22 protein-coding genes are annotated in these 18,779 nt (G+C 49.8%); 8 read left to right on the top strand and 14 right to left on the bottom strand.

Annotation, left to right across the window (positions count from 1 at the left end):
• Positions 1 to 107: 107 nt before the first annotated feature.
• Genes C1I60_RS09280 through C1I60_RS09260 form a run of 5 tightly spaced genes read right to left on the bottom strand, consistent with a single transcriptional unit; the run spans position 108 to position 4,422 of the window.
• Positions 108 to 1,436: an ABC transporter permease gene (locus C1I60_RS09280; protein WP_137061454.1), complete on the bottom strand. Its 1,329-nt coding sequence runs from the start codon at positions 1,434 to 1,436 to the stop codon at positions 108 to 110.
• Positions 1,429 to 2,331, bottom strand: a complete 903-nt coding sequence (locus tag C1I60_RS09275) for an ABC transporter ATP-binding protein (RefSeq protein WP_137061453.1) — start codon at positions 2,329 to 2,331, stop codon at positions 1,429 to 1,431. Before C1I60_RS09275 ends, C1I60_RS09280 begins: the two co-directional genes overlap by 8 nt.
• 32 nt (positions 2,332 to 2,363) lie before the next feature.
• The gene (locus C1I60_RS09270; protein WP_137061452.1) at positions 2,364 to 3,263 is read right to left on the bottom strand and encodes an ATP-binding cassette domain-containing protein; all 900 of its coding nucleotides are present in this window, start codon (positions 3,261 to 3,263) and stop codon (positions 2,364 to 2,366) included.
• Entirely contained in the window at positions 3,263 to 3,664 is a 402-nt protein-coding gene (locus C1I60_RS09265) for a GntR family transcriptional regulator (protein ID WP_137061451.1), read from the bottom strand. The genes C1I60_RS09270 and C1I60_RS09265 overlap by 1 nt, the downstream gene beginning before the upstream one ends.
• A gap of 38 nt (positions 3,665 to 3,702) precedes the next feature.
• Positions 3,703 to 4,422, bottom strand: coding sequence for a hypothetical protein (locus C1I60_RS09260; protein WP_137061450.1), 720 nt, complete (start codon positions 4,420 to 4,422; stop codon positions 3,703 to 3,705).
• 271 nt (positions 4,423 to 4,693) lie between these two features.
• On the opposite strand from C1I60_RS09260, the gene C1I60_RS09255 reads away from it, so the two are divergent.
• Positions 4,694 to 5,953 carry a DUF438 domain-containing protein gene (locus C1I60_RS09255; protein ID WP_137061449.1) on the top strand — a complete coding sequence of 420 codons (1,260 nt, stop codon included), beginning with the start codon at positions 4,694 to 4,696 and terminating at the stop codon, positions 5,951 to 5,953.
• A 116-nt stretch (positions 5,954 to 6,069) separates the two neighbouring features.
• On the opposite strand, the gene C1I60_RS09250 is transcribed toward C1I60_RS09255, so the two are convergent.
• Positions 6,070 to 6,579, bottom strand: a complete 510-nt coding sequence (locus tag C1I60_RS09250; protein ID WP_137061448.1) for a GNAT family N-acetyltransferase — start codon at positions 6,577 to 6,579, stop codon at positions 6,070 to 6,072.
• A 145-nt stretch (positions 6,580 to 6,724) separates the two neighbouring features.
• On the opposite strand from C1I60_RS09250, the gene C1I60_RS09245 reads away from it, so the two are divergent.
• Positions 6,725 to 8,011: a hypothetical protein gene (locus C1I60_RS09245; protein WP_137061447.1), complete on the top strand. Its 1,287-nt coding sequence runs from the start codon at positions 6,725 to 6,727 to the stop codon at positions 8,009 to 8,011.
• Positions 8,012 to 8,083: 72 nt separating this feature from the next.
• Here the strand turns inward: C1I60_RS09245 and map are convergent, their stop codons facing one another.
• Both map and C1I60_RS09235 read right to left on the bottom strand, forming a co-directional pair.
• The gene (gene map, locus C1I60_RS09240) at positions 8,084 to 8,833 is read right to left on the bottom strand and encodes a type I methionyl aminopeptidase (RefSeq protein WP_137061446.1); all 750 of its coding nucleotides are present in this window, start codon (positions 8,831 to 8,833) and stop codon (positions 8,084 to 8,086) included.
• Positions 8,834 to 8,971: 138 nt separating this feature from the next.
• Positions 8,972 to 9,160 carry a hypothetical protein gene (locus C1I60_RS09235; RefSeq protein WP_007428354.1) on the bottom strand — a complete coding sequence of 63 codons (189 nt, stop codon included), beginning with the start codon at positions 9,158 to 9,160 and terminating at the stop codon, positions 8,972 to 8,974.
• A 420-nt stretch (positions 9,161 to 9,580) separates the two neighbouring features.
• On the opposite strand from C1I60_RS09235, the gene C1I60_RS09230 reads away from it, so the two are divergent.
• The 3 genes from C1I60_RS09230 to C1I60_RS09220 all read left to right on the top strand — a co-directional run bounded on the left by C1I60_RS09230 (position 9,581) and on the right by C1I60_RS09220 (position 11,779).
• Entirely contained in the window at positions 9,581 to 10,750 is a 1,170-nt protein-coding gene (locus tag C1I60_RS09230) for an MGDG synthase family glycosyltransferase (protein ID WP_137061595.1), read from the top strand.
• A gap of 30 nt (positions 10,751 to 10,780) precedes the next feature.
• A complete protein-coding gene (locus C1I60_RS09225) occupies positions 10,781 to 11,062 on the top strand; it encodes a transposase (RefSeq protein ID WP_137061445.1) in 282 nt (93 codons plus the stop codon).
• 378 nt (positions 11,063 to 11,440) lie between these two features.
• Positions 11,441 to 11,779, top strand: coding sequence for a DUF4870 domain-containing protein (locus C1I60_RS09220; protein ID WP_137061444.1), 339 nt, complete (start codon positions 11,441 to 11,443; stop codon positions 11,777 to 11,779).
• A 94-nt stretch (positions 11,780 to 11,873) separates the two neighbouring features.
• Here C1I60_RS09220 and C1I60_RS09215 read toward each other — a convergent pair whose 3' ends face one another.
• Both C1I60_RS09215 and C1I60_RS09210 read right to left on the bottom strand, forming a co-directional pair.
• Complete coding sequence (locus C1I60_RS09215) at positions 11,874 to 12,803, bottom strand: sigma-70 family RNA polymerase sigma factor (RefSeq protein WP_137061443.1); 930 nt, start codon at positions 12,801 to 12,803, stop codon at positions 11,874 to 11,876.
• Positions 12,804 to 12,822: 19 nt separating this feature from the next.
• Positions 12,823 to 13,266, bottom strand: a complete 444-nt coding sequence (locus C1I60_RS09210) for a carboxymuconolactone decarboxylase family protein (protein WP_137061442.1) — start codon at positions 13,264 to 13,266, stop codon at positions 12,823 to 12,825.
• A gap of 152 nt (positions 13,267 to 13,418) precedes the next feature.
• On the opposite strand from C1I60_RS09210, the gene mscL reads away from it, so the two are divergent.
• Positions 13,419 to 13,913: a large conductance mechanosensitive channel protein MscL gene (gene mscL / locus C1I60_RS09205; protein WP_137061441.1), complete on the top strand. Its 495-nt coding sequence runs from the start codon at positions 13,419 to 13,421 to the stop codon at positions 13,911 to 13,913.
• Positions 13,914 to 14,020: 107 nt separating this feature from the next.
• Here mscL and C1I60_RS09200 read toward each other — a convergent pair whose 3' ends face one another.
• Positions 14,021 to 14,722 carry a histidine phosphatase family protein gene (locus C1I60_RS09200; RefSeq protein ID WP_137061440.1) on the bottom strand — a complete coding sequence of 234 codons (702 nt, stop codon included), beginning with the start codon at positions 14,720 to 14,722 and terminating at the stop codon, positions 14,021 to 14,023.
• 74 nt (positions 14,723 to 14,796) lie between these two features.
• Positions 14,797 to 15,090 (bottom strand): hypothetical protein, encoded by a 294-nt coding sequence (locus C1I60_RS09195; RefSeq protein WP_025682722.1) that lies wholly within the window; start codon positions 15,088 to 15,090, stop codon positions 14,797 to 14,799.
• Positions 15,091 to 15,264: 174 nt separating this feature from the next.
• On the opposite strand from C1I60_RS09195, the gene C1I60_RS09190 reads away from it, so the two are divergent.
• A complete protein-coding gene (locus C1I60_RS09190; protein ID WP_137061439.1) occupies positions 15,265 to 15,897 on the top strand; it encodes an NUDIX hydrolase in 633 nt (210 codons plus the stop codon).
• Positions 15,898 to 15,905: 8 nt separating this feature from the next.
• Here C1I60_RS09190 and C1I60_RS09185 read toward each other — a convergent pair whose 3' ends face one another.
• Together C1I60_RS09185 and C1I60_RS09180 are read right to left on the bottom strand one after the other, a co-directional pair.
• A complete protein-coding gene (locus C1I60_RS09185; RefSeq protein WP_137061594.1) occupies positions 15,906 to 16,694 on the bottom strand; it encodes a TrmB family transcriptional regulator in 789 nt (262 codons plus the stop codon).
• Positions 16,695 to 16,759: 65 nt separating this feature from the next.
• On the bottom strand, positions 16,760 to 17,614 hold the full coding sequence (locus tag C1I60_RS09180) for a zinc ribbon domain-containing protein (protein ID WP_137061438.1): 855 nt from the start codon (positions 17,612 to 17,614) through the stop codon (positions 16,760 to 16,762).
• 309 nt (positions 17,615 to 17,923) lie between these two features.
• Between C1I60_RS09180 and C1I60_RS25485 the strand changes: the two genes are divergently transcribed.
• The coding region (locus tag C1I60_RS25485; RefSeq protein WP_434784383.1) for a UvrD-helicase domain-containing protein at positions 17,924 to 18,779 on the top strand (856 nt) is incomplete at its 3' end.

Genomic DNA, 18,779 nt, shown 5'->3' with positions numbered 1-18,779 from the left:
CAAGGTGTCAAAATGAAGGCCGCACCGTAACTCAACTAATGTATACCGATGCATAAATATTTATTTCTCATTAATTATGACACCACACACAAAAATCAAATTCAATCCTATATCTTATACGCCTTCATGGCCTTTCTTAGCTCCTTGAATGAAGGGCGCTTGCCGTACATTAAGACGCCAGTACGGTAGATTTTGGCGGCTAGCCAGCCGAAGAACAGAATGGATGCAACCAGTATGGCAAGTGACAGCCAGATCTCCAGCAGGCTCGCCCGCTCCAGACCAATCCGCAGCAGCATGACGGTCGGCGAAAAAAACGGAATATACCCGGCGACCTTGACGAACATCGTGTCAGGTGCGGCGATATTGAAGATACCGATATAAAAGGCTGCCAGTGACAGCATGGTAATCGGCATGACCGCCTGCCCCAATTCTTCGGTACGGCTGACAATGGAGCCGACAGCAGCGAACAATACCGCGTACAGGAAGTAACCGAGGATGTAGAAAACCAGGCCATATCCAAGCACTGTGGTATTCAACTGCGACAGATCCAGCCCAGCCGAACTGAGGATAACGCTGTTATGCGGCAGCATAAGGTTGGCGCACACCACAGCGGCAAAAACAGCAATTTGCAGCAGACCCACCAGGAAGATGCCAATAATTTTCCCAAACATCTGGGTCAAAGGCGATACGCTCGTGATGAGAATTTCCATGATGCGTGAGCTTTTTTCCGAAGTCACTTCTGAGGCAATCATATTGCCTGTCATCATCGACGAGGTGAAGAACAAAATCATGAGTACATAGACCAAGCCATAGTTAATCATGGAAGCTTCTTTGTCCTCTGTTCCAGCAGCCTGACCTGTTTCAGAGGGACTGTTCACTTCTCGACTGTGCACGGTAACAGGCGTACTAATTTCACGGACTTGCTCACTGGTCAAGGTATTCACACCGATCATAGCCTTGACCTTTGCCTCCTGAAGTCCGGTTTGCAGCAGTGTGATTACAGCCGGGGATGGTGCTTTTTCAATAGATACGTACTCTACTTTGGGAAAAGCTTCTCCCTTTGCGGCAGGCTCCGTGAACTCCACATAGCCTTGCAGCTCCCCGTCTTTCAAGGCTTGCTGCATTGCTGGAGCTTGTGGGTTGTCATAACGCACCCAGGTAGCTGCCGGGTTGGGCTGAGCCTTTGTAAATTGCTCCAGTTGATTCGCTACTTCTGTCCGGCTTCCGGCGATCAGTCCCAGACGATGATGCTCAGCAGCCGATTTACCGGAACCCCCTGCGCCACCCATTCCTTCTCCCTTAAACAAAGAAAGCAGATACGGCAAATTCATGCCAATGGTAATGAGCAAGGCCAGCACCAGCGTCGTAATGAGAAAAGATTTGGTTCTCGCCTTCTGGCGAAACGTAAAACCGATAACCGTACCCAGTCTATTCATGAGAATCACCCACCTCTCGTATGAAAATTTCGTTCAGCGTAGGCTCTTTAATTTCAAAATGCTCGACATCCGTTTGCTCCAGCGCCGTCTGTAAAATGAACTTGGCTGCATCCGGCTGTTCAATATGCAGCAGCCAGCCCCGGTCCATTCGCTCTACACGCCGCACGCCGGGCAGTTGATCCAGTCCCTTCACTTCGCCTGTGGTGATGAGACGAACTTTTTCACGCGGGTAGCGGCCTTTAATCTCCGACACGCTTCCCTGTACAACGGTATTCGAACGATGCAAAATCGTAATATGGCGGCACAGTTCCTCCACATGCTCCATCCGGTGGGTCGAGAATAAAATTGCAGCCCCGTCGTCCCGCAGCTCCTTCACCGTATCCTTCAGCAGCTCGACGTTCACAGGATCAAGTCCGCTGAACGCCTCATCCAAAATGAGCAGCGTCGGGCGATGCACAACGGCAGCAATAAAGCCCATTTTCTGCTGATTCCCCTTGGATAGCTCCTCTATCCGCTTGTCATAATATTCCGGCACGCCAAAGCGTTCCAGCCAGTAGCGCAGACTTTTGTCCGCATCCTTGGCTGACATTCCTCGCAGCCTGCCCAAATAGTTAATTTGCTCGCTCACCTTTACCTTGGGATACAACCCTCGTTCCTCAGGCAAATAACCCATCGTTCGTTGAAGCTCCTTGCTGTATGGCTTGCCCTCATATTGAATGCTTCCCCCGTCAGGGTAAATCAGACCGAGCACCATGCGCATCGTTGTCGTTTTGCCTGCTCCATTGCCTCCCAACAGTCCGTAAATCTCCCCGCCGTTCACATCCAGCGAAATGCCGTTAACCGCCGTGTGGTTGCCATATTGCTTCACAACCTGCTCCAATTGCAGCATACTCATGAATCTCCAGCCCCCTTTTTCCGCTCTATAATCTATTCTTCACCTGCTAATTGCCCCTCAGACCAATACCATAAAATATCATCCAGCTCCAGACTCCGCACACGGATCGGACGAATACCCGCCTGCTCCAATATCGCGCTGGCTTCTCCGGCCTCCAACGTTACAATCCGCTGCAATCCGCCTTCACTCTCTATCTCTATAACCCCCGGCAGCTCCGATGCTTCCTCAGATGTACCCTCAAACCACATTTCCTTGCTATTTTCGAGCAGGTGGTCCTTTTCCAGCTTGCCGAGCAGCCGTCCTTCATGCATCAGGACAATATAATCGGCCAAACGCTTGATCTCGTCCATGATATGAGTCGCAATAATAACCGTCGTTTTGCCGCTTTCCATACAATCCCGCAGTTCCTCCAGCATAATCTTCCATGCAAAAGGGTCCAATCCCGACGAAGGCTCGTCGAGCAGCAACAAACGGGGATGAGGCGCCAAGGCAGCAGCCAGCTCAAACTTGCGGCGCTCACCCTTGGACATACGTGATAATCTCGTATGCTGTGGAACCTGAAAGCGTTCCAGCAACCGCTGGAATCGGGTTTCGTCCCAGCCCGGATACCACAACGCCCGAAAAGCCGCTGCTGCTTCTGCTGTAAGTCGGTCTTCCTCACGGGTCGGCTGCTCCGGCACATATCCAACCCACTGCCGCGTATCTACGGGCATACCATCCGGGTACGCCTGACCGAACCAGCGAATTACACCGGAATCCGGGTGGACAAGCTGGGTTAGCAGATGCAGCAAAGTGCTTTTCCCTGACCCGTTATGTCCTGCCAAAGCGACCACATAGCCCGGTTCAATCGTCAAATTAATCGGCCCGATTTCCCGGTTTCCCCGCTTTTTATAGACTTGGCTCATCTCTATGATTGGTGTTTCCACGGGCATCACTCCTTCGCTTGGACTTTATACTTTCTCTTCACCATGTCTGCGAAAAGTTGCAACAATTCCTGTTCTGTCATCTGTACCGCCATACCTGTAGCAATCGCTGCCTCCAATGCCTCGGTCACCGCCTTAAGGCGGTAGCCTGAGCGTAGATCTTCCTCGACCAGAGCTACGAAGGTTCCCGTTCCCTGCCGGGTACGAAGCAAGCCTTCGTTTTCCAAATCCTGATAGACCCGCCGGACGGTAATCACGCTGCAACGGAGTGTCCCCGCAAACTCCCGTATGGAGGGAAGCAGCGTTCCCGCTGCAATCTGCCCGGTCACGATGAGTGAACGAAGCTGCTTTTCAATCTGTGCATATAGCGGTTCCGCGCTATTCTCATCAATTTGCACCGGTATGTTCACCTGCTTCTCCCCCCTTATTTATCTTTGTATACACGCCCCTAAGCCAGATCCCGCTTCATGAGCCTGCGCAATGTCATCCGGTAGGACACGAACATCCCGATAGCCCCTGCCGCCAGCGCTCCCCACATCACCGGAGATAATAGCTGCCACTCCTTGCTGAAATATGCCGTCGTCGATACCAGATTCACCCCGTATATTCGAACTGCCATCGCAATGATTCCGCAAACCAGCATGATCACAAGCGATAGCCAGAAATAGGCTTTCCCTTTTTTAAGAAACTCCAAATGAATATAAATGGCCTGAATCAGCATCCCATAACCGACCCAGGTGAGCGCAAACGATACAAAAAAGCCTGTGCCAGCATATACCCGAAGCGTACCTGATAACGTAAACAAAAGGATAAAAAATAACACGCTATTCACGATAAACGCCAAAACCGCCTGTTGAATTCGACTTATAATCACCGCACTCACCGGTATGGGCAATATGCGGAGAAAAGCCAGCATGTGCGTATAAGAATCCTCCTGCAAATATTTGAAGGCACGACGGTTATAAATGAATCCGAGAAACGGAATCAGCACCAGCATGACAAAATCGGCTGCCGGATTCAAGGCTGCACTATCACCCAACTGCATACTTACAACAAAGCTCATGGTAACACCCAGGTACATAATAAACAGTAACGTCCACAGCATTACATAAGGATTATTGCGAAAATCCTGACGGGTGATCATCCATGCCTGCTTCATGATTGTCATATTCTTATCCAGGTCCCTTCTGCACTGTCCGTAACGACGTCTCAGCCTCACATGATTTCTGAGGTGCCGTCACAGCATACAGTGTTATTACTGTATATATCTTTATGCACAGTATATAAACTAAGACTCCCACCTGTCAATCCCTATCCGTCCACTCTGCCAAATTGTGCGTACAATCACAAAATCCCGCGAATACCTATGCTACCCTGTAACTGATAAACATTCTCATTCAAAGCGATAAACGCATTCAAACATAAAGGAGCGAACCATCATGAGCGAGCTGATCAATAACCGCGAACACACAGCAAAGGAACTCACAGAACGCCAGCAAATATTAAAGGAAATTATGAAGGAACTACATGACGGGAAAAGCGTGGATGAAGTCAAAGCGCGCTTCGCAGTGGCAGTTGGCGGGGTAAGTGTGGCAGAAATTTCGGCCATGGAGCACGCCCTGATGACCGAGGAAGGAATCCCCGTGTCGGAGGTGCAGCGTCTCTGTTCCGTCCACACGTCGATATTCAAGGGCTCGATTGAGGATATTCACCGTCCTTCCGGACCGGAGGAACAGCCGGGACATCCCGTTCATACCTTCAAGCTGGAAAATCGGGAGATTGAACGGCTGGTCAACTTCCAGCTCGCACTGCACGCAGATCAATTCCAAAAGGATGATAGCCCCAAAATCATTTACAAGCTGCTGGAGGATTTAAGTCTGCTGCTGGATCTGGATAAGCACTATAGCCGTAAAGAAAATTTGGTCTTTCCTTATTTAGAGCGCTATGGAATTTTCGGCCCAACCAAGGTAATGTGGGGTGTAGACGATAGTATTCGTAACGCCATCAAGGAAGCCAAGAAACTGCTCACCCAATATAATGGGAACCAAGAACTCATTGGGCAGACGCTCACCCATATCATGACCGAAGTGAACGAAATGATATTCAAGGAAGAGAATATTCTGCTTCCGATGGCGCTGGGTAAGCTAACAGAGGATGAGTGGCTGAAAATAGCTCGTGAAAGTGCAGAAATCGGGTTCTGCCTGACCGCTCCTGAGCGGGAATGGATACCTGAGCGAGCAGAGGAGCCTGTCGAAATGGATGAGCAAAAGGAAGGAACATCAGGAACTCCCCAAGGCTTTGTGCGATTCGAGACGGGGATTGTGTCTGTGCAACAATTGGAGCTGCTGTTGAATCATCTACCCGTCGATCTGACCTTTATAGATGAAAATGATGTCGTTCGTTACTTCTCCCATGGCAAAGAGCGAATATTCGCCCGTACGAAGGCCGTCATTGGACGTACCGTGCAGAATTGCCACCCGCCGCAAAGCGTGCATGTCGTAGAGAAGCTGCTGGAGGATTTTAAAGCCGGACGCAAGGATGCTGAGGATTTTTGGATACCGATTAAAGATAAATTCGTCTACATTCGGTACTTCGCAATCCGTGATGCAGAGGGCCGCTATCTGGGAACGCTGGAATTCACACAAAATATCGCGCCTATTCGCGCTCTGGAAGGACAGAAACGGATTTTATCCGAGTAATCATCATCTGCTACAAAAAGATTGCTCGCCGTACTCCTGTCGCCTCCAGCTAACATCAAAGGAGTCTTCCTCCACATTACATGTAGAGAAAGACTCCTTTACATTTGTACAGTCCGCTATTTATTTTCCCACCCGTAAGCCACCATGTTCAGGTTTTTGTCACCCATTTTTATAAGGTGCTGCTCAACTATAAGCTTGGCCCCCAGTTGCTCATAAAAATAGCGAGCCGGATTATCTGCTAACACCCACACGATGGCAGAGTGAATGTTCATACTGCTTAAATGTTGAATAAGGCGCATGAATAATTGCTTCCCCATTCCTAGACTATGGTATTCTTTTAACACATAAATAGCCGTTATCTCTCCCTCATATGGGGGATATTCACCTGACTTTTCCGGTCCTCCACTCACAAATCCGATGATTTCCCCCTTCTCATGTTCAAGCACATATACCTGATGGTCGTCTTCACTGGATATATTTGATTTCCACAGCTCTGTTCTTTGCTCGTAGGAAAGCCGTTCTAGAACCTCAGCGGGTATGATATTTTTGTAGGTGGTTCTCCAGCAATCCACATGTACCTTGGCGATCCCTTCCGCATCTGATATTGTCGCTTCTCTGATCTTCATGTTGGCCCCACTTCCATTTCCAATATTATGCTCTCTATTATACCGACGAGCCCATTCTTGATCTATAATAAGAATTACCATTGTTTACGGAAGTTCGATGCAACGGCAATCCCTTTACTCATCATTCATTACTGGAGGATTGGACTTGAATAAAATCATTTCATTCTACGTTCCGCTTGGCATCTCATCATTGATTGCCGCGCTGACCCATGTCATCGTCAATGCCGTGCTCGCACGCTCGGAGCATCCCTCGTTCACATTGAGCAGCTATGCGGTGGCAGTCAGCCTGTGCCTGCTGCTGGAAACCCCGTTAACCGCAGTACGACAGATGACCACGAAATTCGGATATGACCGTCAATCCGTTCGTTCCATCGGTATTTTATGTGCGTGTGTAGCGGCGGCTGTACTGGTTATCGGCTGGAGTATTGGTCTTTCACCTGCTGGTAATCTGGTCTTTCACTATGTATTTGGCGTATCTCCAGCCTTGATCGAACCCACCAAAAGTGTGTTTCAGGTGCTTACTCTGCTATACATACTAGTAGCCGTCCGCAACATCTATCAGGGGCTTATCATTAACAAGCACCGGACGGCCTGGATGACGTTCAGCTCATCTATCCGTATTGTCACGATGCTAATCGCATCCTGGTTTCTAATTCAGGCCGGCTGGACAAATGACGGGCGGATTGGTGCTGCCATCTTTATTGCAGGTATCTTCATTGAACTGGTCGTTACCTTTTTGGAAGGCCGCGTTTTGAAAAGAAAGCTCCCACCTGACAACGGCCAGCAAACCATTCACCATGCAAGGCATCTGCTTCCATTTTATCTTCCCTTGCTGTATTCGGCGCTGGTGCTGGTTGTTCTGAATCCGTCCATACAGGCTGCGCTGAACAATACAACCGATCCATTATTGGCCGTAGCGTCCTTCTCCGTCGCTTTGCAAATCCTGAATCTGTTCGTCTGGTTTTGTAGCTCCCTGCATCAGATTGTCATTCAATTCTACACGAGCAAGCGTCGGGAGGTTCTGATATTTTTGAGCGTTCTGTCCGCCCTGTCGCCATTATTATTGCTGCTGTTGTCCTTTGAATTTGCAGGTGACCCTATTTTGCGGAATGTGTTGGGACTGGAAGGGGAACTGCTGGTAGAAACGAGAGGCTTGCTTCGCATACTTTCAATCTATGTTGCATTTTATCCATGGGTAGAATATTTCATTGGACGGTCGATATTGATCGGCAATACCAAACCTGTTTTCATCGGCAGATTGTTCTCCGTTTCCTTTGCGATTCTCGCGCTCATTCTATGCATCTCCTTTTTCCCGGGGCTGGACGGACAGGTGGCAGGAATCGTTATGGCCGTTTCCTCACCCGTCGAGTTAGGTATCTATTTGTGGCTTTACCGAAAAATTTCTCTGAACACGATGAGCGTGTCCTCCTGAATAAAAAAGCCTGCCAAGAGAGCCCCTTGCACATGCCAGGTGAAATGGGACTCCCTATGGCTGTACCGATCCTTATGCGGTCAAAATGTACGGGCCGTTCTTCGTGATCGCAATCGTGTGCTCATATTGTGCGCCCCAACTGCCGTCCGCCGAGGTGATGGTCCAGCCATCATCCCCCCACAATACAGCCCCCTCCGTTCCGAGGGTAAATACCGGCTCGATGGTGATTACCATCCCTTCGCGCAGCGGCAGCCCCGTTCCAGCACGGCCATAGTGCAAAACATCCGGCGGCTCGTGCATCTCACGACCAATACCGTGCCCGATCAAGGGCTTAACGATGCCGTACCGCCGCCAACCTGCCGCTTTTTCCACTGCGTGCCCAATGTCACCCAGCTTCCTGCCCGGACGGGCTGCCTCGATTCCGCGTACCAGTGCCTTATGCGTTTGCCGTAACAACCTCGCTACCGGGCGACTGACGTTACCTACTGCATAGGTCCAGCCCCGGTCGGCCAGCCAGCCATCCTTATTGACGACGATGTCGATGGTCACAATATCCCCGTCATGAAGCACCCGCTCCGAGGGAAAGCCGTGGCATACCACCTCGTTGACCGAAGCGCAGGTGGCATAAGGAAAGCCCTTATAGCCTTTTTGCTCAGGCGTGGCTCCCCGCTTGCACAAAAATTGCTCTACCCACGCATCTATTTCCAGCGTGGTCATTCCCGGAAGGATACGACTCTCCAACGCACGATGGCAATCTGCCAAAATACGTCCGGCCTCCCTCATATAGCCGATTTCCTCCGGTGTCCGTATGGCTATCTCCATTGGAATCCGCCTCCTTTACGCATACATTTCACTAAACCTATCCCATTGTATGCAGGGCGGACACAAAAAAACCGTCTCCTCTGTGGATAGACGGTTTATAAAAGTCGTAATCCTATGTTTTGCGGGTCATCGAACCCTTTAAGATACTGAAGAATTTATGCGACCGAGTTCGTTTTCCACCACCATGGTCAACTCTTCCTCATACCCTCCTGTAATCCGGTATTTTCGCACATATTCCTTTACAAATTTTTTGGGATCCTTAGGCCGGAAAATTCGAGTCATTTCCCGCAGACTTTCCTTAACTTCATTGTGACCTTTCGTTGCCATGTTACTCCCTCCCAAAACGTTGAAAATAAGTGCTCCGTTGAAGAGAATGCCGAAAAGTATTGATGTCCTTATGCAGTGAAGTAGTATGTCTAATTGCAGCTTAGGTCGGGAACGCCTTATGCAAGGCATGTACCTGACACTATTATTAACCGAATTTCTATTGGCTGAATCACTACCCTAGTATAGCATATTCAAGTACAGCTTTCAGCTTTCCAGAAATTTTACATATAATTTACCCAAATTTTACGCTACACGTCATATTGGAGTTGCCATCTTGGCTATTACAGGAGGGTATACCTATTTATCGGCTTTTGCGGCGTATGTGTTTGGGGTAAAATAAATAAACATACAAGGAGAATGGAAACGAACGTTCCTGAAGTGAGCTACATGTGCTTATTGAATTATAGGGGGCTAGACATGATGAAAGCCGCAGCACCAAAAATTTTAATATTGTATGCCAGCTACGGAGAAGGCCATGTGCAAGCCGCCCGAGCTATTATGGACAGCTTGCGGAGGCTCGGACGCTGCGAGGTTCGGTTACTTGACCTGATGGCTGAATCCCACCCCTGGTTGAACGGTTTAACCAAATTTGTCTATATGCAAAGCTTCAAGACCATTCCCTGGCTTTACGGTTGGGTCTATAACATAACCCGTGAAATGCAGGCAAAATCAGCCTTTGGCAGTGTGCTGCATTCCTTTGGAATGCGCCAGCTTGCGTTCACTCTGGAAAAGGAGAAGCCTGACCTTGTCATACATACGTTCCCGCAGCTCGCTCTCCCGGCGTTACGCCGCAAATTGGGGATGAAGCTGCCCCTTGTAAACGTGGTTACGGATTTTGACCTGCACGGACGTTGGCTGCATCCCGATATCGACCGCTACTATGTGGCAACCGAGGATATACAGCAGGAAGCCGCACAGCGGGGAATTTCTCTTGAGCGGATTGTCGCCACAGGTATCCCCATTCATGCTTCGTTTTATAAAAGGCTTGCTGATGATACTGATCCAGAAGATGCTGATGTGGTTGATGATTATCCAATTCCACTGCCAGATCCGGGAACTACAACGCTGCTCATTATGGCAGGTGCCTATGGTGTGATGTCCGGTATATTGGACATCTGTCGGCAATTGAGCCGCCTCCCGCAGCTGCGGCTACTGATCGTCTGCGGACGTAATCCGCAGCTAAAAGCCGAGTTGGATGGGCTGTATGCAGACCACCCCGATATCCACATCTTCGGATTCATCGACTATGTACCCGCACTTATGCACGCAAGCGATATGGTCATTACCAAGCCCGGCGGCATCACTCTCTCGGAAAGCATCGCCTCCGAGTTGCCCATCCTTGTGTTCAAGCCTGTACCCGGTCAGGAGCTGAATAACGCCCTGTATCTGGAGCAAAAGGGAGCCGCTCGCATTGCCCGTAATACGCAAGAGCTGATTCAACATTGCGTCGACCTGATCTCCAATCCCTCTCTCGCTATAGGAATGAAACAGTCCATTGAGCAGCTGCGCAAACCTCATCCTGCAGACCGGATTGCCGAGGATATTTTGCACCAGCTTGTGGATAAAACCCCTTCCATACGGACAAATTAACATTGAAAAAGTCAGACGGAGGGGATACCAATGGAACGCAAAGGAAAGGATTTGCTCCCGCTAACGGGTGAGAAGGTAGAAGTAGACGGTATTTATGTCGATGAGGACGGACATGAGCAGCATTTACATCGGGGACAGCATTTTCCCGCCGATGTTGTTTTAGGTGATTCCGAGTGGAAAATGACCGAATACGCCTTTGACAACCATCATGACGGACGTACCGATGAACGACTTGTCCCCAAAGAGGATGACGAGAATAAAAAGGGTAAAATTACACATCCCCGCCGCCGTTTACAACGCGGAGATCGTTAATACGGGAAAGAAAGTATCTAAATAAAATATCCACAGATAAGTATATCTTGTTGATATATTGTGCACAATTTGTGCATAAAGCGTGGATACAACCTATGTTGTCTACAATTTGTGCACAAATTGTGTATAACAACTGTTTATTTTGTGGATAAATATTATGAATCAGTGGATAAATTGCGTACAACATGTGCAAAAAATGTGGATAACGTTGAAAAAGGCTGAGCGAAACCTACTCGTTCAGTTTTTTTCGTGTTTTTATACACATGCTCGGCTTGAACTTTTTCTGCCGCAGGTTGGCATAACCTTAATTCCTGTCCTCATACCCTGTATAGTACAGAGCTTACGCATGAATAACTTATAAAGGGGGATTGGCCTTACATGTCAGTCTATAAGTCTTCCACGGGAATGGATGAAAATATAGCGGCTGTACTGTGCTACCTGTTTGCCTTCGTTGGTGCACTGGCCTTCGTGTTGCTGGAAAAGAAAAGTCGGTTCGTCCTGTTTCACGCGCTGCAATCCATTTTTCTGTTCGTAGCCCTCATGATCGGGCATGTGCTCGCAGGACTCATTCCGCTACTCGGCCCTCCACTCGCTTCCCTGCTGACACTGGCAGGCATCGTCTTATGGATCGTCCTGATCATTCATGCTGGACAAGGCAAGTGGCTCAAGCTTCCTTGGATGGGTGATCTAGCCCTCCATCAAGCTCGGCAGTTGTGAGAGCATGTGTATATTTAACCAGGATTTAAAAACAGCAAAAACCTTGATCCTGAGAAGGAATCAAGGTTTCTTGTAGCTTGTCGCCTTTTTCAGCTCATACCCGAATATGCCCCAGCTTGTCCGGATTGATCATCAAGTAAAAATCCTGAATATGCTCCCCGTCCGGTGTCAGACTGATGCACAAGACCTCCCTCACTGTGCCTTCTTTCAAGAATACGAGCTGTACCTCACCATTGATAACGGTGCGAACCAGTTCTCTCTCCCGTAATACGGTTAATACCCGACGAGAGGTTAGCAAGGCGAGAACGCCTTTGCGAACGACCATGGGTCTCATCACCGTATGCACATTGCCTCCGCCATCTGCCACAAATACGGGCTGCTCAGCCAGCAGCTCCAGCATAGCGCTAACATCGTAGGCGAGAAAGGCGGCCGTAAAACGTTCCAGCACCTTTATTCTGGAAGGATTCATCGTACTGCCGCTAATCGAATCAGCATGGGCAGATTCCTCGGAAGCAAGAATACGGCGGGAGCGACTGAACAGCTGACGACAGTTACTTTCGGTCTTTCCCAGTAATTCCGCGATCTCTTTATAGTCATATTGAAAAGCTTCCCTGAGCACAAAAACAGCCCGTTCCATCGGCTTGAGCTGCTCCAACAGAACCAGAAAAGCGTAAGATATCATATCTTTACGCTCCAACCAATCCGCTGGCAGATCGGCGCTCTCACCAAGCGGCTCCGGCAGCCACTGTCCAACATATGTCTCTCTTTGCTTGCGCGCAGAGTTCAGCAGATTCAGACACCGATTCATCGTCATTTTGGCAACATAGGCTTTGGGATTCTGTAAGTCCTTCAGGGGCTTATTCCTCAATTCGACAAAGCAGTCTTGAACTACATCCTCGGCATCCGTCACTGTCCCAAGCATTCGATAAGCAATGGCAAAAGAATATTTACGATACCTTTGATATAGCTCCTCCAGACTTAAATCCGCCGATTCTGGTTCAATCCCGTGTTCTTTGCCAGTCAAAGTATGGCCCCCTGTTCGATTAGAGACTACCCGGATACATCCCCGTCGCAATAGCAATCCGGTTCCAACTGTTAATGACATTAACCGCCATGATTAAGTCCACATATTCTTCCTCACTAAAATGTTCCCTGACCCGATTATACAAATCCGCAGGCACCCCTTGTTCAGAAATACGGGTAACTGCTTCAGCTAATTCAAGCATAGCACGTTCTTTTTGTGTGAACAAAGGAATCTCACGCCACAGGGCCAACTGCAAAATGTGATCCCCATAGTCCCCCAGTTTCAGTAGATCCTTGGCATGCATGTCCAAGCAATAGGAACACCCGTTGATCTGGGATACTCTGATTTTCAGCAGCTCATACAGCACCTTGTCTGTAAAACGTCCGGAAATATATTTTTCCATCTCCATCATAGTCTTAAACGTACTTGGGCTCACTGCTCTGTAATTCAGTCTTAAACTCACGAAACATCGCCTCCATCATTGGTTTACACTTAGAAGACAAATGAAGCTGTGGATTTGTGACAAGGTGCAATATAAACAATTTGGAATTGCCCTCAATTGACATAGCATGTATTATAGATAAATGATTTTATGTAAAGAAGGTGAGCACTCATATGAACGGAAAAGGTTTTATTAAGGAGTTTAAGGAATTTGCTGTACGGGGTAACGTGATTGATCTCGCGGTCGGTGTTATCATCGGTGGAGCGTTCGGCAAGATTGTCACTTCTGTAGTAAATGATATTATTATGCCTCCGATTGGTAAGCTTCTGGGCGGCATGAATTTTCCAGACCTATATGTTGCTTTAAGAACTGCCGAGCCTTTGAATGCTGACGGTACACGCATGACTCTGGCACAAGCCAAAGATGCAGGGATCGCCGTTCTTGCTTACGGACAGTTTATTAACGTCCTGCTTGACTTTATGATCGTGGCCTTCTGCGTGTTCCTGCTGGTCAAAGGGATCAACATGCTGAAGCGTAAAGAGGAAGAAAAACCTCCTCAAGAAAAAACGACCAAGGAGTGTCCACACTGTCTGTCGGAAATTCCCAAGGCTGCAACCCGCTGCGCACATTGTACCTCCAAGCTGGAAGGTTACGTAGAAGCACACTAACCGATTTCAGCCGGGAAGCGTCGATCAAGAACCATTGAATTAACTACAAAAAGCGGCTTAGACGATGAAACGTCTAAGCCGCTTTGATTATAGTATTGAAGGCTTGATCAGCTAAAATTGGTGATAATGCCACGGGGCCTGACGGGCAAGCCCTCTGCGTATAGATGGGAGACGTCACCGAAGCCGATGCAACGGGGAGTCGCCCACTCCTTGGAACGCTCATCAAACAAGATCGTGGTTACGGAGCTAGGCGGCATCCAGAAACCGGACCAGACCAGGGCCAGTGGCAGCTCCAGTAGATGGGCAAGCCAGGTCAGTCCGAAGCCGCCATGGCAAAATACGGCCACCCGGTCTTCGGTATGCTTCAAAATCCGATATTTGCCCCCAACCCGCTCAAAGCCTTGGCGCTTCAAGAATTCATCGGAATGCAGCTTTAGCTGCTCGAAGGTTTCAGGACTTTGCGTTCCCTGATAATAGGAAATCTCCTTCCATGAGTCATGCGTCGGCAGAGGCACCTCAGAGCGGATCACTTCACCCGGTAAATCCCAATGAGAGAGACGCCCGTAAGGAGTTTCCTCCAGCTTCAATCCCAGCTCCTGCGTCCAGTGCTCCACTTCATGAGTCATACCGAGAGAATCAGCGGTGTATCGCATCGTATCCAACGCACGCCCCATAGGAGAAGCATAAATACGGTCCAGCCCCTGACTGGAAAGCCGTTTGGCCAGGGCCTGAGCCTCTAAATGCCCTTCCGGAGTTATGGTATTGTTCGGATAATCAGGATCTGCGTGCCGAATGATATACAATCTCATATTTCTTTTCTCCGTTTCTATGAAATGACAACAGGACAGCTTGATCTCATCCTATCCGTAGCCCTCCTAAACTCTTAATGCTTATTCAGCAAGGTTTCCAGGATCGCACGTAAATCCCGGTCTTCCTGATAAACTTCCTCACCCGTATCCAGCTCAATAACCCGGATATATGTATAATTCGCTCTGGCATCGACTGGCTTGAAAATCAGTTCCTCCGGATTGTCCGGACGGACATCATAACCCATATTTTTAAACATATCTGTGATTTGCTCGATACCCGGCTTGCCACCGCTTTCCAGCATAATCAGTCCGCGCAGCTCCTTGGGTTCTTCCGGATGCATGACCCGAAAATGTACGATACATTCCATGTAAAATCGCTCCTTTCGATCGTATACCTATTTTTATGGCGTAAATCTCCACGTTCCCAGCATACCCCAAACCCCACTCCACATTCCATAGCCGCCTTCATATCGTCAGGACGGAAAACACGTTATACTGTAAAATAGACCTTTTACATCTGCTTATAATGAGGAGGAACCACGATGACTAGCGAGCTTCTGGACATCTATGATGATGAAGATAAGCCCCTTGGCACAGCTTCCCGCCAAGATGCACACGCCAAGGGATACTGGCACCATACCTTTCACTGCTGGCTGGCACGAGATACTTCAACAGGCCGCCGCTTGCTTTTTCAACAGCGCCAGGATACGAAGGACACTTTTCCCGGCTACTACGATATTACGGCAGCAGGCCATTTAACGGCAGGTGAGGAGATATCTCAGGCAGCACGTGAGTTAGAGGAGGAACTGGGCATTCACGTTCCCTTTACCTCATTGACACCGCTGATGACCGTCCGATATGAGAGCAAAGGAACCGCGCAGGGCACATCTTTTTGGGACCGTGAGGTCAGCTCGGTGTTTGGATTGCTGTCGAACCAGCCATTGGAGGACTATCGTCTCCAGCAAGAAGAAGTGGCCGGGCTATACGAGGCAGACCTCGAACAGGCACTGGCCCTCTTCGAAGGCCGCATTCCTTTTCTCGAAGCCAACGGCATATCCTCGGGGCCGAGCCCCGAACAGCATCGCCGCCTGATCACATCGGATCAATTCGTACCTCATAAGGCCGGATACATTACATCTATATGCCGGGCTCTGATGGAACTTCCCGCCCGATAAAACTTATTTTATTCTCCAGCGGACATATATTTACCGATTATGCCCTCATACCGCCAGCCATACCGGGTCGACAGTTCACTGCCCATGTCATGCTCCAGCTCGTACAAAATCAGATCCTGGGCAAAATGATTCAGCAGCAGTCCTGTCATCACCGGATGCTCGGTAATGAGCGCCTGTGTCGGGCAATTCTCTCCCCGCATGCCCAGCATGCACCAGCGCCGATCAACGACAAAAGAAAATTTGCGCCCCGCTGGCTCCTGTCCGTTGTTGCCAGACGCTCGCGGCAGCCACGGTCCCAGCACGCTTTCGCCATTATCGCAGGACCATAGCAGCCGTACACCCCGTTTTTCGGCTTTTTCCAATTCTGCCCGTAACAGCTCAGCTTCCTCCCGCCACAAATCAAGCACAATCTCATGCTCCGCCCGTTCCAGCTCACGTGACAGGCTTTCCAGTACATTCCGGTCGCCCTCCGCGTTATAAAAGGTCGGCTGGGCTGGCTCTGCTCTTGGCATTTCCTTCTCAATCGCACGCAGGGACTCCTGCAACTGCCCTTCAATCATCCGGGTCAGCTCATCCGACGGCAGCATGCTGTAGCGCACAGGCTCTCCAGCACTCGCCCTGAGATACCCCTGCCCGGCCAGACGCTGCAAAGCCGCGTATACGTTGGAGCGTGATGCACCCAGACGCTTGGCGACTTCATAGCCGGAGGCCGCATTTTGCCTTGATAGCTCGACCATAACCTTGGCTTCCATTTCCGTAAATCCCAGATTCCGCAGATGTTGCAGCAAACGCTCCATATATTCCGTTCCCCCTATGCTGCCCGGCGTTCTGTCCATGTCCTGCGGCAGCCTGCTCGGCTGCGTCAAATCTGTTCAGCTCCGCAACGCGGGCACCACTTGGAGCCTTTGGGCAGCTCGGCTGTGCAAATTTGGCATTTCACATTCTCACGTACCTGTGCAGCCGGAATTGCTGGCTTTTCTGCCTCGGAGTTGTTAGCCTTCCAGTATCGAATACGCTCGTCCAGTTCCTCCTGACGCTCCCGTTCACGTTCCAGTTCCTCCAATCGGCGGTGCTCTTGCTCCAGCTCTTCCTGGCGACGACGCTCCCACTCTTCATCGAAGGCCGCTTTTTCTTCCGGTGTAAAATCGGTAACTGTATAGTTACGGTCCAGGCTGGATGGATCATGTGTTTCATTCAGCTCATGCTGCTCCAGTTCATGCTGATCATACGGCCCATGCTCTTCGTAATGGTTGTAAGCAGGCTCAGAGCTCTTGGCTGGTTCTTCTTGCTTGCGCAGATCAAACGAATATACACCCGTGGGCACTTCTTCGCGCACAGCAGCCACTTGCTTGGAAGCAGCCTGTCCCTCATTCAGCTTGCGCCCACATTTCGGGCAAAAATTCGCATCCAGCGGCACAACAGCTCCACAGGTGCATAAATGAGCATTTTTCAGCTCTGCAATTCTACCGCGCAGCTCGTCAATTTCATCCTGTAGCTCATCACAAGCGGTAGATAGCTGTGTCATTTCCTTTTCTGCCACCGACATATCGGATGCCCGGTAGCCTTCATAAAAAATTTGACCCATTCGCAAAAAATGAACATCCATTTCCTGCTGAATCGTTGTAATTTGTGAATTTATTTTACTAATCTCGACAGCATGCTGTGCCTTTTCTGTAGCGCGATTCGCGCCTTCTTTAATACGTTGAATCAGATTCATCGTGATTTCCTCCCTATATCCAGCCGGATTTCCCCGTACCGTGCATATATCCAAGTTTTTTTCTGTTGGCAAACCTCGAACTCCTGTATAATGGAATGCGGTCATATCGCCTTTTTGAAGGATGCAAACATCAGCGGCAACGTTCTGACGTTCTAACGATCTGTCCAGACCCGCATGCGTTTCAGCATATATTTCAGTCCATCGTCTTGTTCTCAAGAGCAGCTTATGCTGACTAGAACTCTATCATACCAAAAACTACCCCCATTTGTGAAAATGGAAGATTTTATAATAGAAAGGGGTTTCAGGATCATGGACCCAAATCCTGCTTTTTACCCCCGTCCTATCGGGGTTCCTTATTCAGCGTCAAGCCCGCAGGCCCCCCGTGCTTCTATGGATACCAGCTCAACGCTGGTATCTGACAGTGACGGCGACTCGGCTTATTTCAGAGCTTTGGAGAACGTGGGTATTCACTTGAATCGCCCGCAAATTCAGGCTGTCCGTCATGGTAAAGGCCCCCTGCTGACACTAGCCGGGGCAGGTTGCGGCAAAACCACCGTGTTGGCCGCCCGTGCGGGCTACCTGATGGCACTGCGAGATGTTCCTGCATCGTCCATCCTGCTGGTGACCTTCACCAGCAAGGCGGCTGCCGAAATGAAGCTGCGCATCGCAGGACTGCCCGGTGTGCGCCCGGCAGCCGCACGTGCCGTCCAAGCGCGTACCTTCCACTCGTTCGCTTTGGCGATGCTGCGGCATCGCGGTGTGCAGGATGAAGTATTCGGCGAAACGCAGGCCCAGCACACCGTTATGAAAATGATGCTGCGCCAGCTCGGGCTTAGCGAGGCCTTCCAGCCTGAAAGCCTGCTGTCCGCCCTCTCCGCCTGGAAGGCGGAAGGCCGCAGCGCGGACGAGCTGCCGGAAACCGTACGCGAGGAATCGGATGCCAAGCGTGCCATGCTCGCTTATGAAGCCTGGAAGCAGGAGCGCAATAAAATGGATTTTGACGATATTCTGCTGCGTGCTTCCGTTCTACTGCGTGACCCGGATGTGCTTCAGCCGCTTCAACGGCGTTTTTCCCACATCATGGTCGATGAGTTTCAGGATACGAATGCCCTGCAATATGAAATGGTGCAGCGATTGGCTGCCCGTCACCGCAATCTGATGGTCG

Origin of the sequence: Paenibacillus terrae (assembly GCF_005217525.1) — a bacterium.
Classification (GTDB): Bacteria; Bacillota; Bacilli; order Paenibacillales; family Paenibacillaceae; genus Paenibacillus; species Paenibacillus terrae_C.
The sequence above is the reverse complement of the archived record's forward strand: the minus strand, read 5'-3'. Positions and strand labels throughout refer to the sequence as shown.